Origin of the sequence: Streptomyces sp. NPDC008163, from assembly GCF_042956885.1 — a bacterium.
Taxonomy (GTDB): Bacteria; Actinomycetota; Actinomycetes; order Streptomycetales; family Streptomycetaceae; genus Streptomyces; species Streptomyces drozdowiczii_A.
Map to the genome: position 1 here is coordinate 253,262 of NZ_JBIBHG010000010.1, position 14,357 is coordinate 267,618.

Genomic DNA, 14,357 nt, shown 5'->3' on the forward strand with positions numbered 1-14,357 from the left:
CACTCAGTGGGCAGCGTCACGTCGGCCGTTTCTGACGCGCAATCCGATCTCGCGGTTCCCAGTCGTGCCAAGAAATTTGACTTCCCCCGGCGCGGGCGATCATGAGCATTTCCTTTGATTGATCTTGCAAAACAATTGTGATCAGCAATTCCGGGCTTGTTCCGGCCGTCGTTTCTCGCTTACGGTCCCGTCATCAATCCGGATGGAACGCCGAATCCTGCCGCCGTCCGGGAACCCGACCACTCACGTACGGCAGGAGCGGGGGACCCAGGTTTGCCGCCGGTCCGGAATCCGGGGCGGCTAGGGGTGAAGTCGCCATGCGCGACCGGACATCTCCAGTCCGAACCCGACAGCTCACCTCGCAGGCGACGGAGAGGAAATACGCCATGCCCATCACGGGTAAGCACCGTCGTGCCAAGTCCGCGTCCCTGACCCGCGGTTTCATCGCCGTCAGCGCGGGCGGAGCCGTTCTCGCGCTCCCCCTGATCTCGGCCGGATCGGCCTCCGCCGCACCCGCCAAGACCGTCGTCGCCGAAAAGGCTGCGGCCCCGACTTCCGTCGCCGGCAAGGAAATTGCCGTGCGCAAGGCGGCGCCCACCACCTATTCCGTGGTGTCCGGCGATTCGCTTTACAAGATCGCCCAGGGGCATTCCCTCAGCGGCGGCTGGGAGCGGCTGTACAAGGACAACCGCGGTGCGGTCGGCAGCAATCCCGACCTCATTCACCCGGGCCTGAAGCTCACCATCGGCGCCAAGCCCGAGGCCGCCGCCCCGAAGCCTGCGAAGAAGAGCGCGTTCAAGGCGGAGACCGCCGAGAAGAACGGCGACACCGCCCCCCGGACCGAGAGCGCCGACCGCGCCGACCGCTCCGAGCGCACCGCCGTCCCGGTCGCCGCCGAGAAGCCCGCCGAGACCCAGGCGTCCGTCACGTACACCGACGACCTCGACGGCTGGATCAAGGAATCCCTGGCGATCATGGGGCAGCAGGGCATCCCCGGCAGCTACGACGGCATCTACCGCAACATCATGCGCGAGTCCTCGGGCAACCCGATGGCGATCAACAACTGGGACATCAACGCCGTCAACGGCACCCCCTCCAAGGGGCTGCTCCAGGTGATCCAGCCCACCTTCGACGCCTACCACGTGCCCGGTACGTCGACGGACATCTACGACCCGGTCGCCAACATCACGGCCGCGTGCAACTACGCCGCCGCCACGTACGGCTCGATGGACAACGTCTTCGGCGCGTACTGATCCACACCGGCCCCGCGCCCGGGGCAGGGACGTGAGCAGGGGCGGAAGGAAGCGGAAGCGCTTCCTTCCGCCCCTTTCGCATGCCTTCCGCCCCGTTCGCCTGCCCCGCCCCTGTCGCGAAGAAGCCGTACAACCCTTGTGCCGCAAGAGGTGTCGAACACGGCGTCCAGGAAGACAGCGGGCTCTTCCCGGCTCCCCCCGAAGTCGCCCGGCCATCCTTGAGCCAAGGAGCCACCTGTGCGTACGTACCGTTCGGCCGCCGTTCTCGCGGCCTCGATCCTCCTGCTGACGGGCGCGGCCATCGCCGCGCCCTCCGCCTACGCCGGCCCGTCCGCGCCCGGCGCCGTCCGGGCGCACGACCGCAACACCGACTTCAACGGCGACGGCTACGAAGACGTGCTCATCGGCGCCCCGGGCGCCACGATCGGCAGCAAGTGGGGCGCCGGCTTCGTCACCGTCCAGTACGGCTCCCGCAGCGGCCTGGGCACGAGCCCGTCCGCCGTCTTCAGCCAGAACACCGCCGGGGTGCGCGGCGCCGCCGAGGCGGGCGACGCCTTCGGCCAGTCCGTGGCCACCGGCGACCTGAACGGCGACGGCTACGACGACGCGATCATCGGCGTCCCGGGCGAGGACATCGAGCCCGTGGCGGACGCGGGCGGCGCCGTCGTGCTGTGGGGGTCGCCGCAGGGCCTCACCGGCACGGACAGCGACTGGCTGCAGGCCGACGAGCCCAGCGCCTCGGCGGGATTCGGCAGCGCCCTCGCGGCGGCCCACTTCAGCCCCGACATCCCCGGCGACGAGCTGGCCGTGACCGACCGGTCCGACCTCATGCTCCTTCGCTACGACCCCGCCCCGACGAAGAAGGACACCGCGCCCCTCGCCCCCGCCCAGCGCGAGAGCGTGATCCCGGCCGAACCCGGACACGAGATCGACCCGAAGTCGCTGACCACGGGCGACTACGACGGCAACGGCCTCGCCGACCTCATGGTCTCCGGGACGGCCGCCGGCCCCAACCACGGAGAGGGCTGGTCCGCCTACTTCTCCGGCCAGGTCCAGGGGCTCCGCTTCGAGCGCTCCCTGCGCGGCGGCCCCGCTGTCGCCTCCGGTGACATCAACGGCGACGGATACGACGACCTCGTCACGGGGACACCGCGCCGCCCCGACGCCACCAGCGGGGGCGCCCTGGACGGCGGCGTGGTCGGCGTCTACTACGGCAGCGCCGGGGACGGCCCGGTCGTCGGCGCCGCCGGGCCCGGCACCGAGCCCGTCTGGTGGACGCAGGACTCCCCGGGCGTCCCCGGGGTCTCCGAAGAGGGCGACCGCTGGGGCAGCGACCTGTCGGTGGCCGACACCGACGGCGACGGCTACGCGGACGTGGCCGTCGGCGCCCCGCTGGAGGACGTCGGCGCGCCGGGCTCGGACCCGTCCCGGCTCGACACGGGGGCCGTCTGGGTGCTGCGTGGAGCGGCCGGGGGGCTGACGGCGGCCGGGGCCCGCTCCTGGGACCAGGACTCCGCGGACGTGCCCGGGGTGCCCGAGACCGGCGACCAGTGGGGCGGCCAGGTGCGCCTGATCGACCCCGACGGCGACGGACGCTTCGGCCTCCTGGCCGCCGCCCCCGGCGAGGACATGTCCAACGGGGTCGTCTGGGTGCTGCCCGCCGGCCGGGGAGGCGTGACGGCCACCGGATCGTGGACCTTCGACGGCGGATCGCTCGGCGCCCCCCGGACGGAGGCCCGCTTCGGCGAGGCGGTCGACGAGTAGGGCCGCGACCGGACCCGGATGTCCCGGAATGCGAGGGAACGGCAAGCCGTGGATGCTGGAACGGTCAGCGTCTCTAGGAGGTCAGTCATGGGCATGCTCGACAAGATCAAGGACATGATCAAGGGGCATCCGGACCAGGCCCGCCAGGGAGTCGAGAAGGGCGGCGACTACGTCGACAAGAAGACCGGCGGCAAGTACAGCGGCCAGGTCGACTCGGCCCAGCAGAAGGCCAATGACCAGTTCGGTGACAGGCCGGACCAGGGCCGGTAAACGCTTGCCCGGACCGTGAGGGAGCGGTGGACACCCCAGCTGTGGTGTCCACCGCTCCCGGGCGTCGCGCCGCCCCCGCCGACCGTGCGGGCCGGGGCGCCTCCGACGTGCCGCACCGGCCGCCCGGGAGCATGCTGGCTGTGTGACCTGGCACGGCGCGGCCGGGCGGCTGCCGATCGGCCCGAGCGACGGCCCGCCCGCAGGACCGGAGGACGGCCGGGCACCGGACGACCTGTCCCTGGTGCTCGCCCAGTCCGTCGTACACGCCATCGACGCGGTCGGCGGCCGGGCCGGCGGGGTCTACCTCCCCTCGCGCACCCCAGGCCTGCTCCGGCTCGCCGTCCTCGCCGGACTCCCCGGCCCCCTGTTCCGCCCCTGGTGGCGGATGCACGTGAACCGGCCGTTCCCGGTCGCCGAGGCGTTCCGCACCGGCAGCCCGGTGTATCTCGCCGACGCGGAGGACGCCATGCGGCGCTTCCCCCAGCTGATGGCCGGACTGCCGTTCCCCTTCGGCTCCCTGTACGTGCCGGTGCTGCGCCGCCGCTCAGCGGTCGGCGTCCTCGTCGTCCTGCGCGCCGCGACCGGCGACGAGCCGGTGCCCGCAGCCGACCGGGAACGCCTCCAGCACATCGCCGACGGCCTGGGCGCCCAACTGGCCGGCCTCGCGGGCGCCGGCACCCGGCCCGAGCGGGAGAGCGAGCGGGCCGAGTGGGAGGGCGAGCCGCTCCCCGTACAGCTGCCCGCCAAGACCTCGCCGCCCGTGCGCATCGGCCGCTTCGACTGGAACCTCGCCACCGGCGCCGTCGACGCCGACGACGACCTCGCCGCGATCCTCGGCACCGGGGCCGGACGCTTCCCCGGCACCATCGACGCCCTGGCCGCCCGGCTCGCACCGGAGGACGTCTACGGCCTGTGGGCGCTGGCCCGACAGGCGGCGGGCTCCGGCGGCCCCGTCGTACGCCGGATGCGGCTGCGCGGCCCGGACGGGCGCTCCCACCTGCTGGAGGTCTCCGGACGCCGACAGGACGACGTCGGGCCCGGCGGGCACCTGACCGGCTTCCTGGTGGACCTGGGCATCGGCCCGGTCGTCGCCGAGGCCGCCGACCGGCTGCCGCGCGGCATCTTCTCGCTCGACCGCTTCGGCCGGATCACCTACGTCAACCCGCTCGCCGAGGACATGCTCGGCCGGCCCCGCACCGCCCTGGTCGGCCGGGTGCTCTGGGAGGCGCTGCCCTGGTTCGCCAATCCGGCGTACGAGGACCACTACCGGGCCGCGATGATCTCCGACGCCCCGGTCCACTTCCTCGCCCGCCGCGAACCGCCCCCCTGGCTCTCGGTCTCCCTGTACCCGGGGCACGAGGGCCTGACCGCCGTCCTCACGCCCACCGACACGCCCGCCTACACCCCGGACTCCGTCGTCTCGCCCGGACTGGGACTCGGCTCACCGGCCGACCGGTCCGCCGCCCTCTACCGGCCGGTCGCCCTCGCCATCGCGCTCACCGAGGCCGTCACCGCCCGGCAGGTCTCCCGCGTGGTCACCGAGGAACTGCTCCCCGCCTTCGGCGGCCGGCAACTGGCGATCTACCTGCTCAAGGAGGGCCACCTCTACCTGGAGTGGGAGACCGGCTTCCCGCAGGGCTTCCTCGACCGGTTCGACGCGGTCGGCCTGGAGGCCCGCATCCCCGGCGTGGAAACGCTCACCACCGGGCGCCCCATCTTCTTCGAGTCCATGCAGCGCCTGGCCGCCGCCTACCCGGGCATCCCCATGGACGCCGACGTCGGCGCCCGCGCCTTCCTCCCGCTCATCGCCTCAGGGCGGCTGGTCGGCTCCTGCATCCTCGGCTTCGACCAGCCGCGCGGCTTCAGCCCGGAGGAGCGCACGGTCCTGACCGCCCTGGCCGGTCTCATCGCCCAGGCCCTCCAACGGGCCCAGCGCTACGACACCGAGGCCGCCCTCGCCCGCGGCCTCCAGGACGCCCTGCTGCCGCACCGGCTGCCCGCCGTCCGCGGCATCGACACCCAGGGCCGCTATCTCGCCGGCACCCAGGGCATGGACGTCGGCGGCGACTGGTACGACGTGATCGAGACCCACGGCCGCCTCGCCCTCGTCATCGGCGACGTGCAGGGCCACGGCGTGGCCGCCGCAGCGACCATGGGCCAGCTCCGCAGCGCCGTACGGGCCTTCGCGCTGAGCGGCCACGACCCCCAGGAGGTCATGAGCGGCACCAACCGCCTGCTCATCGACCTGGACACCGGCCAGTTCGCGAGCTGCTGCTACATCGTGACGGACCCGGCGACCGGCCGGACGCACGCCGTGCGCGCCGGGCACCCCCAGCCCGTCCTGCGCCGGCCCGACGGCACCGCCGAGGTCATGGACCTCCCGGGCGGCATCGTCCTGGGCATCGACGCCGAGGCCGGCTACCCCGTCACCGAACTGCACCTCGACCCGGGCGCCACGCTCGCCCTGTACACCGACGGCCTGGTCGAGCAGGCGGGCATCGACATCGACGTGGGGGTCGAGCGGCTGCGCTCCACCCTCCAGGGCCTGGGCGCCGCCCCGCTCACCGACACCGCCGACCACGTCATCCGCCGCGCCCGCCAGGCCGCGGACCGGCCCGACGACATCGCCCTGCTCCTCGCGGCCCGGTGGACGGGGGAGGACGACTGAGAACCGCCGTGCAGCGCAACGCCGGGGCGGTCCGCACAGGTCAGGCGCGCCTTCACGCCGTGTCGGCGGCCCAGCTCCGGCCGGTGGGTCAGCGGCTGAGCGGCCCCCGCGCCGGAGCGGCGGACAGGGACACGGCCAGCTGCGCGACGGCCGGCAGATGGTCGTTCAGGAAGAAGTGCCCGCCCGCCAGGACCCGCATCGCGAACGGGCCCGTGGTCTCCTCCCGCCACGGCGCCACGTCCTCCACCGCCACCTCCGGGTCACCGTCCCCGGTGAGGGCGACGACCGGGCACGCCAGGAGACCGCCGCGCGGCACGTACCCCGCGACGGCCGCGTAGTCGGCGCGCAGCGCGGGCAGGATCACGTCGAGCAGTTCCGGATGGGCCAGCACGGCCGGGTCCGTGCCGCCGAGCTCGCGGACCCGGGCGAGCAGCGCCTCATCGGTCGCCGGCCCGCCGGACCCCAGGCGCGAGGGCGCCCGCCGGCCGGACACGATCAGCGCCGCCGCCCCCCGGCCCGGGACACCGGACAGCCGCAGCGCCACCTCGTGGGCGAGCGAGGCGCCCATGCTGTGCCCGAGGAGCACGCGCGGCCCGGCCGGGGCGGGGCCGGCCGCCAGGGCCTCGGCGATCAGGTCGGCGAGCCGGTGCAGATCATCGAGGGGCTCCTCGCGGTAGCGGTCCTGCCGGCCCGGGTACTGCACGGCGCGCACGTCCAGCGCCTGCCCCACGGCGGCGGACAGCGGGCGCCAGAACCCCGCCGCGCCGCCCGCGTGCGGGAAGCACACCAGCTCGGCGCGGGCGTCCGTGGGGTGGTAGCGGCGCAGCCAGGTCTCCGGGCGCGCGCCCGCTCCCCGGCCTGCCTCTTCGGTCTCTCGCTTGTGCATGGATCGCCTTCGGTTCTCACATCTGGTGTGCGGGGCGTCCACCGCGGACGGTGAACACGTACGGGATCAGCGTCGCCGGGCCCCCGGCGCGGGCACCAGGCGGACCGCCGTGTTCAGGACATGGTCGATCGCGTCGCGCGAGGGGTGCTCCGTGAGGTTGGTGAGCAGCCGGGCCAGGGTGTTGAGCAGGGGCGGCGAGCCCATCACGTACCGGTTCAGCACCGGCTGGAAGCCCGACCTGCTGAAGATCAGATCGGCGGCCGTGTTGCCGAGCCGGTAGTAGCGGCCCCAGCGCCGGTTCATCTCGGCCGGGTAGTGGCGCAGCGCCCGCTCGCGCCTCGGTCCCGGCGGCAGCGCCAGTGCGAGGGCCGTCGTCTCGGCGGCCACCTCGCCCGCCTCCATCGCCTGCCCGATGCCCTCGCCGTTCCACGGACTGACCATGCCCCCGGAGTCACCGACGAGCAGGAGCCCCCGGGTGTACAGCGGGTGGCGGTTGAAGCCCAGCGGCAGGGCGGCGCTGCGCACGGGCCCCTCCGCGTTCTCCTCCCGCAGCCCCCACTCCTCGGGCGTACGGGCGAGCCACCGGTCCAGCGTGGCCCGCAGGTCCGCGCTGCCGTGCCGGCGGTGGGGGAGCGCACCCAGGCCGACGTTCACCCGGCCGTCCCCCATCGGGAAGATCCAGCCGTACCCGGGCAGATAGGCGTCGCTCCCCGGGAAGCGCAGGTCGGCCCAGAGCTCCAGGAAGTCCTCACGGGAACGCTCCGGGCTGCGGTAGTAGCGCCGGGCGGCCGTCGCGATCTGCCGCTTGGCGTCCCGCTCAAGACCCATCGCCAGCGCGATCCGGGCCGAGGCGCCGTCGGCGGCGATCACCACGGGCGCCCGGTGCACCACCGTGCCCGCCCCGGACACCGCCGTCACCCCGGTGATCCGCCCCGCCCGGTCGGTCACCGGCTCCTTCACCTTCACCCCGGTACGCAGCCGGGCACCCGCCGCCACGGCGTGCCGGGCCAGGATGTCGTCGAAGTCGTGCCGGCTGCGGGTGAGCCCGAAGTCCGGGAAGCCGCCCAGCGCCGGCCAGTCGATCTCCACCTGCCGGGGACCCGCCACCCAGCGCATCCCCCGCGACCGGGTCCAGCCGGGAGCCTGGATGTCGACGCCCATGCGGATCAGCTGGTGCACCGCGCGCGGGGTCAGGCCGTCCCCGCACACCTTCTCGCGGGGGAAGCGGGACTTCTCCAGGAGCAGCACATCGACCCCGGCCCTCGCGAGGTGGTAGGCGGCGGACGAACCGGCCGGGCCCGCGCCGACCACGATGACCTGCGCCTCCTCGGCCGCACCGGGAGCGGTCTCCTCGTCCGACGGCGACTGCTCTGCACGCGTCTCCCGCATGGGGCTCCTCTCCTCGCTCGGCACCGCCGCCGGGACGACGGCCCTGTACACCGACATCCTGCCGGTTTCCCGGGCCCCCGGGGCGGGTGATCGGAAAAGGGCTGCCCCGCCCCGGGCCGTTCACACCCGGAGCGCCCCGCCGCTCAGCCCGGCGGCCTGCGCCCGGCATCGGCGAGCAGCCGCTCGATGCGGTCGAAGCGCTCGTGCAGCACCCGCTCCGTGTCGTCCCGCATCCGGCGTGCGGCGTGCTCCGCCTCGGCGGCCAGCCGGTGACGGCGACGCTGCTCGTGCCCGACGAACCAGGTCGCGAGCGCGGCCGTGACCATCCCGTAGGTCGTGATGCCGACCCCCATCACGACGGCGGCCACGACCCGCCCCCACAGCGTCACCGGGAAGAGATCCCCGTAACCGACGGTCGTCGCGGTCTCCACCGACCACCACAGCGCCCGTGGATACGAGGTGATCGTGGCGTCCGGCGCGTGCCGCTCGGCCAGGACCACCAGCCAGGAGCCGGCCAGCATGGTCACGGCGAGCAGCACCGTCGCCCAGCCGGCCGCCTTCAGATGCAGCGAGCGGTTCTCCCGGCCGAGCAGCAGCTCGACCGCCTTGGTCAGGAATACAGGCACCATTTCCGGATCATCGGGCCCCGGCGGCGCTCCCGGCGCCCGGGCACGCGCCCGTCGCCGGGGCGTCACCCGATCGCGCACGGCACGGGCCGCCAGGGAACACGGACCGGTCCCGCACGCCGATCGCCCTGCGACGATCCGTGTTAAACCTGGATACGTGGGTGGCACAGGTCGATTCCGGGCGAAATTTCACCGCTCCGCCCGGCGTCCGCAGCGACACGAGGGCGGCCGCCCGGGCGGCGACGCACCCGCGCCCTCGAAGCCGCCCCGCCGGCGGACCTCCTGGGGACGCGGACTGATCTCGATGTTCAGCGTTCGCACCGTCGCCGGACAGTTCTTCGTCCTCATGCTCGGCATCGTGGTCCTGCTCGACGCCGCCGCCGTCGTCGCCCTCGTCGTACAGGGCCGCCGCGACAGCATGAGCGCGGCGCGCGCCCAGTCGCTGAGCGTCGCGCAGACCTTCGCCCACGCCCCGGGCGTGGCGGCGGCACTCGACAGCAAGGACCCCACGGTCGTCCTCCAGCCGCGCGCCGAGGAGATCCGGCAGAGCACCGGCGTCGAGAACGTGGTCGTGGCGGGCACCAACGGCATCCGCTACACCCACCGCGACATCGCCCTCATCGGCAAGAGGATCACCGGCCCCTACAAGGACGCGGTCGCGGGCGAAGCGGTCACCCGCACGATATCGGGGAGCCGGGGCAGAGCCGTCACCTCACTGGTGCCCGTCGAGCGCCGGGACGGCTCCGTGGCCGGACTGGTGGCGGTCGGCATCAAGGTCGAGGCCGTCAACCGGCTCGCGTACCCGAGCATCCCGCTGACCATCGGTGCCGGGATCGCCGCCCTCGCCCTCACCGCGGCCGGCGCCGCCTTGGTCGGCCGCCGCCTCAGCCTCCAGACGCGCGGCCTCGGCCCGGCCGAGATGACCCGGATGTACGAACACCACGACGCCGTCCTGCACGCCGTGCGCGAGGGCGTCCTCATCATCGGCGCCGACCACCGGCTGCTGCTCGCCAACGACGAGGCCCGGCGGCTGCTCGACCTCCCGCCCGACGCCGAGGGCCGTGCGGTGACCGACCTCGGGCTCGCCTCCGGCACCGCGGAGCTGCTGGCCTCCGGACAGGTCGCGACGGACGAGCTGCGGCCCGCCGGGGACCGGCTGCTCGCCGTCAACCTCCGCCCCACCGAGGAGCGCGGCGGCCAGCCCGGCATGGTGGCCACCCTGCGCGACACCACCGAACTGCGCGCCCTCACCGGCCGCGCGGAGACCGTACGCGAACGGCTGACGCTCCTCTACCGGGCGGGCGCCCTCATCGGCACCACCCTCGACGTCACCACCACCGCCCAGGAACTCGCGGACGTCGCCGTCCCCGGCTTCGCCGACTGTGTGACGGTCGACCTGGCCGACGCCGTCCTGCGCGGCGGGGAGCCGAGACCGCCCACCGGCGACACCCTGGAGCTCCGCCGCACCGCCGTCCGCAGCGCCGCCGACGACCACCCGCTCTTCACGTCCGGCCGTGTCATCGGCTACCGGCCGACCAGCGCCGAGGGCCTGGGCACCGGCGTCGGGCACACCTGGATCGTCTCCGACCTGGCCTCCTCCCGGCAGTGGCGCGAGACCGAACCGGAACAGGCCGCCCGCGTCCTGGAGCACGGCTACCACTCGCTGCTCTCCGTCCCGCTGCGCGCCCGGGGAGTCATCCTGGGCGTCGCCAACTTCTGGCGCGGGCGGAACGGCGACGCCTTCGACCTGGACGACCTCTCCTTCGCCGAGGAACTGGTGGCCCGCGCCGCGGTCAGCGTCGACAACGCCCGCCGCTACACCCGCGAGCACGAGATGGCCGTCACCCTTCAGCGCAGCCTCCTCCCGCGCGGCCTGCCCGAGCAGAACGCCCTCGACGTCGCCTACCGCTATCTGCCGGCGCAGGCGGGCGTGGGCGGCGACTGGTTCGACGTGATCCCGCTCTCCGGAGCCCGGGTCGCCCTCGTCGTCGGCGACGTCGTCGGGCACGGGCTGCACGCGGCGGCCACGATGGGCCGGCTGCGCACGACGGTCCTCAACTTCTCCACGCTCGACCTGGCGCCCGACGAACTCCTCGGCCACCTGGACGAACTGGTGGTCAGGATGGACCAGGACGAGGAGTCGGGCGGCGGCGCGATCACCGGTGCCACCTGCCTGTACGCGATCTACGACGCCGTGTCCGGACGGTGCACGGTCGCCCGGGCCGGCCACCCCGGACCCGCGCTGGTGCTGCCCGACGGCACGGTCAGCTTTCCGGAGATCCCGGCCGGACTGCCCCTCGGAATCGGCGGCATGCCCTTCGAGATGACCGAGCTGGACGTCCCCGAGGGCAGCCGGCTCGTCCTGTACACGGACGGTCTGGTGGAGCGCCGCGACCGGGACATCGACGACGGCATGGAGCTGCTGCGCCGCTCGCTGGCCGACCGCGACCGCACCCCCGAGGAGACCTGCGACGACGTGCTGGAGACCATGCTGCCCAGCCGCCCCGGCGACGACGTGGCCCTGCTGGTCGCCCGGACCCGCACCCTGGACCCGTCCCGGCGTGTCCAGTGGGACGTGCCCCCGGACCCCGCCGCGGTCGCCGGAATCCGCAAGCAGGCCATGCGCTGGCTCTCCGACCGCGGCCTGGACGAGGAGGGTTTCGTCACCGAGCTCATCCTGAGCGAACTCGTCACCAACGCCATCCGCTACGGCTCCGAGCCCATCACGGTCCGGCTGCTGTACGACAGGGCCCTGACCTGCGAGGTGTCGGACTGCAGCAGCACCTCCCCGCATCTGCGCTACGCCACCACGACGGACGAGGGCGGCCGGGGCCTCTTCCTCGTGGCCCAGTTCGCGGAGCGCTGGGGGGCCAGGTACACCGACCGGGGCAAGGTCATCTGGTCGGAGCAGACCCTCGGTGGCCCCCCGCCGGCCGGTCTCCTGTAGACGACGGACGCGGGGCCCGGCAGTCCGCCGGGCCCCGCGCCGCTTCACCTCGGGTGCCTCATGTCCTGCGTGTCCCCGTCAGGGGAAGGACACCACGTTCGACGGCACGGTCGAGGTCCCGGAGGTCGGCGAACCCGTGTCGTTGATGACGTGGTTGTACTGGCCCTGGCCGCCGAGCGAGACGACGAGCAGGTCGTGGAACTTCACGCCCGCCTTGACCGGGGCCTCGAAGCCGTGGTCCTGGCGGATGCTCGGGTCGACGTTGTAGTAGCAGTAGCTGCCGAGTCCCCAGCCCTCGTGGGTGTTGACCGAGTCGTCCACCTTGTAGGCCGCGAAGCCCTTGACGCTGCCGTTCTGAACCGCTGCCTGGTTGGGGGCGTCGTAGGACTTCTCGTTCTGGAAGAAGATCGTCTTGCCGTTCTCGCCGGACCAGCGGACGTCGTACTTGTTGAAGTGCTCGACGAAGAGCCCGGTGGCCAGGACGTTGTCGCCGTTGACCTGGAGGCCGTAGTCGGAGCGGTTGGTCTCCCAGCCGATGCCCTCGCCGTGGTCGGCGCGCCACAGCCAGGTGTGGTCGATGATCGTGTCGTTGCTGTTGATCACCATGCCCGTGGTCGCCTTGCCGGCACCCGCGCCGCCGACCCGGACGAACACGTCCTGGACGCTGGTCGGGTTGGCCGCGTGGCTCGCGGAGGCGTTGTCGGGGCCGACCTGCACCAGGACCTGGGAGTTCTGCGGACCGGCGTCGACCAGCAGCCCGGCCAGCTTCACGCCGTCGACGTCACCGACCTTGAGGGCGGTCACGCCGTTGTCCGGGATGATCGTGGCGAGGCCGAGGCCCAGCACGACGGTGTTGGCGCGGTCGATGTTGATCGTCTGGTTCACGTGGTAGACGCCGGGCGTGAACAGCAGGTGCAGGCCCTGCTGGACGGCCGCGTTGATGGTGGCGGCGGTTGCCCCCGGCTTGACGACGTAGAACTTGCTCAGCGGGATCGACTCGCCCTGCGGGGTCCCGTTCCAGGACACACCGCGCGCGTTGGTGCGCTTGGCGGGCACGAACACCTTGTACTCGTTGCCGTCCAGGTAGAGGAACGGCTTCTCACGGGAGACCGGGGTGTTCTGCAGGGTGGTGTACGGCGGGTTGGGGAAGCTCTGCGCGGGCGCGCCCTCGACGCCCGAGAACGTCATGTTCCAGACGCCGTTGCCCCAGCTGCCGATGGAGCTGTCGCGGGTGTACCACTGCTGCTGCGAGTACGGGCCGACCTGGCCGTCGATCTTGCTGTCGGCGATGTACCCGCCGCTCGCCCAGCCGTAGCCGTTCGGGGCGAGGTTGAGGCCGCCCTTGACGTGCATCCGGCGGAACGGCGCGGCCTGGGACACGGCCCAGCGGTCGGTGCCGTTGACCGGGTTCAGCGCGAGGTTCTCGGCCGAGCGCCAGAAGTTCTGCGTGGCGTTGCCGTTGAACCAGCCCGCGTCCACGGTGACATCACCGTTGAACGTGGTGTCGTCGGGCTTGAGGCCGAGACCGGCGATCGACGTGTAGAAGCCGATCTGCGCGTTGATGTTGTTGTACGTGCCCGGCTTGAACAGCAGCGCGTAGCGGCCGTTGCCGAACTGCGCCGACTCCTGCTGGTGGAAGATCTCGTCGACCTTGGCCTGGATGTTGGGCGTCGACGGGTCGAAGACCAGGACGTTCGGGCCGAGGTCACCGCCGCCCGGGAGCTGCGGGCCACCGTCACCGCCGGTGGTGCCGAACACCTGGAACTCCCAGAGCGAGTAGCCGTATCCGGTTGCGCGGGCGGTACCGGTCAGCCGCACGTAGCGGGCGGTGCCCGAGACGTTCAGCGTCTCGTTGCCGCCGGGGCCCGTGGTGGTCGAGTAGGCGGTGCTCCACGTGTTGTTGTCCGTGGAGAACTCGATCTTGTAGCTCTTGGCGTAGGCGGCCTCCCACCGCAGCGCGATCTGGCTGACCGATGCGGAGGCACCGAGGTCGACCTTGATCCACTGCGGGTCGGAGAACGCGCTCGACCAGCGGGTGCCGTTGTCACCGTCGACGGCGGCGGTGGCGGGGGTGCCGGCGCTCTCCTGGCTGGACGTGGTCACCGTCTTGCCCTGCGAGAGCAGGGAAGGGGCCGCGCTGGCCGAGGTGGAGGGCACGAAGGCGAGGAGCGAGACGACGAGACCGGCGACGGCGGCCAGTACGCCGGTGCGTCTTCTTCCGGTCGAAGGCGCGGGTCTGCGGAGCGAGGGGGGTCCATACATGGGGGCTTGTCTCCTGAGTCGCGGAACGGGTGCACGACACGAAGCCGGAGAGCGCTCTCTCCAGCGAGGGGGATACTTCACCCCCGGCTCACGACACGTCAATAGGTGTGCACCGACGGCTTGTTCGGGTGGACTTGAGAACAACAGTTGACGACGGAAAGCTCACGTGTGTCCGTGTTGCGGCCATCTTGACAGCGCCCGGAACAAGAGAACTGACGGGGCGTCGGTTCAGGTGATGACGGAGCGCGTACGGGGAGTGCGGGAGGCTTCGCTGATCGTTGCCACCGCAATC

At 72.8% G+C, this 14,357-nt stretch carries 9 protein-coding genes and 1 riboswitch; of the genes, 5 read left to right on the forward strand and 4 right to left on the reverse strand.

The genetic code is table 11. The features are described from left to right. Window positions 1–198: 198 nt before the first annotated feature. A riboswitch (cyclic di-AMP (ydaO/yuaA leader) is annotated at window positions 199–383 on the forward strand. A gap of 3 nt (window positions 384–386) precedes the next feature. From ACFZAT_RS23080 to ACFZAT_RS23095, 4 genes are all read left to right on the forward strand, one after another. Continuing rightward, window positions 387–1,253: a transglycosylase SLT domain-containing protein gene (locus tag ACFZAT_RS23080; protein WP_391266415.1), complete on the forward strand. Its 867-nt coding sequence runs from the start codon at window positions 387–389 to the stop codon at window positions 1,251–1,253. Between the two features lie 237 nt (window positions 1,254–1,490). After that, window positions 1,491–3,017 carry an esterase gene (locus ACFZAT_RS23085; RefSeq protein ID WP_391266417.1) on the forward strand — a complete coding sequence of 509 codons (1,527 nt, stop codon included), beginning with the start codon at window positions 1,491–1,493 and terminating at the stop codon, window positions 3,015–3,017. 87 nt (window positions 3,018–3,104) lie between these two features. Beyond that, a complete protein-coding gene (locus ACFZAT_RS23090; RefSeq protein ID WP_391266418.1) occupies window positions 3,105–3,287 on the forward strand; it encodes an Rv0909 family putative TA system antitoxin in 183 nt (60 codons plus the stop codon). A 142-nt stretch (window positions 3,288–3,429) separates the two neighbouring features. Further along, a complete protein-coding gene (locus tag ACFZAT_RS23095; RefSeq protein WP_391266419.1) occupies window positions 3,430–5,955 on the forward strand; it encodes a SpoIIE family protein phosphatase in 2,526 nt (841 codons plus the stop codon). A gap of 88 nt (window positions 5,956–6,043) precedes the next feature. Here ACFZAT_RS23095 and ACFZAT_RS23100 read toward each other — a convergent pair whose 3' ends face one another. From ACFZAT_RS23100 to ACFZAT_RS23110, 3 genes are all read right to left on the reverse strand, one after another. Then, window positions 6,044–6,841 (reverse strand): alpha/beta fold hydrolase, encoded by a 798-nt coding sequence (locus tag ACFZAT_RS23100; RefSeq protein WP_391266421.1) that lies wholly within the window; start codon window positions 6,839–6,841, stop codon window positions 6,044–6,046. A gap of 66 nt (window positions 6,842–6,907) precedes the next feature. Beyond that, complete coding sequence (locus ACFZAT_RS23105) at window positions 6,908–8,230, reverse strand: geranylgeranyl reductase family protein (protein WP_391266424.1); 1,323 nt, start codon at window positions 8,228–8,230, stop codon at window positions 6,908–6,910. 143 nt (window positions 8,231–8,373) lie between these two features. Beyond that, complete coding sequence (locus ACFZAT_RS23110; protein ID WP_391266426.1) at window positions 8,374–8,859, reverse strand: ion channel; 486 nt, start codon at window positions 8,857–8,859, stop codon at window positions 8,374–8,376. Window positions 8,860–9,160: 301 nt separating this feature from the next. Here ACFZAT_RS23110 and ACFZAT_RS23115 point away from each other — a divergent pair, with 301 nt between their 5' ends. Further along, window positions 9,161–11,803 carry a SpoIIE family protein phosphatase gene (locus tag ACFZAT_RS23115; RefSeq protein WP_391266428.1) on the forward strand — a complete coding sequence of 881 codons (2,643 nt, stop codon included), beginning with the start codon at window positions 9,161–9,163 and terminating at the stop codon, window positions 11,801–11,803. A gap of 78 nt (window positions 11,804–11,881) precedes the next feature. Here the strand turns inward: ACFZAT_RS23115 and ACFZAT_RS23120 are convergent, their stop codons facing one another. After that, window positions 11,882–14,065, reverse strand: coding sequence for a discoidin domain-containing protein (locus tag ACFZAT_RS23120; RefSeq protein ID WP_391266430.1), 2,184 nt, complete (start codon window positions 14,063–14,065; stop codon window positions 11,882–11,884). Window positions 14,066–14,357: the final 292 nt, after the last annotated feature.

Bases quoted from the DNA above. Each gene is read 5' to 3' on its own strand.
- ACFZAT_RS23110 (WP_391266426.1), bottom strand. From the start codon at position 8,859: ATGGTGCCTGTATTCCTGACCAAGGCGGTCGAGCTGCTGCTCGGCCGG.
- ACFZAT_RS23100 (WP_391266421.1), bottom strand. From the start codon at position 6,841: ATGCACAAGCGAGAGACCGAAGAGGCAGGCCGGGGAGCGGGCGCGCGC.
- ACFZAT_RS23105 (WP_391266424.1), bottom strand. From the start codon at position 8,230: ATGCGGGAGACGCGTGCAGAGCAGTCGCCGTCGGACGAGGAGACCGCT.
- ACFZAT_RS23120 (WP_391266430.1), bottom strand. From the start codon at position 14,065: ATGTATGGACCCCCCTCGCTCCGCAGACCCGCGCCTTCGACCGGAAGA.
- ACFZAT_RS23115 (WP_391266428.1), top strand. From the start codon at position 9,161: ATGTTCAGCGTTCGCACCGTCGCCGGACAGTTCTTCGTCCTCATGCTC.
- ACFZAT_RS23090 (WP_391266418.1), top strand. From the start codon at position 3,105: ATGGGCATGCTCGACAAGATCAAGGACATGATCAAGGGGCATCCGGAC.
- ACFZAT_RS23080 (WP_391266415.1), top strand. From the start codon at position 387: ATGCCCATCACGGGTAAGCACCGTCGTGCCAAGTCCGCGTCCCTGACC.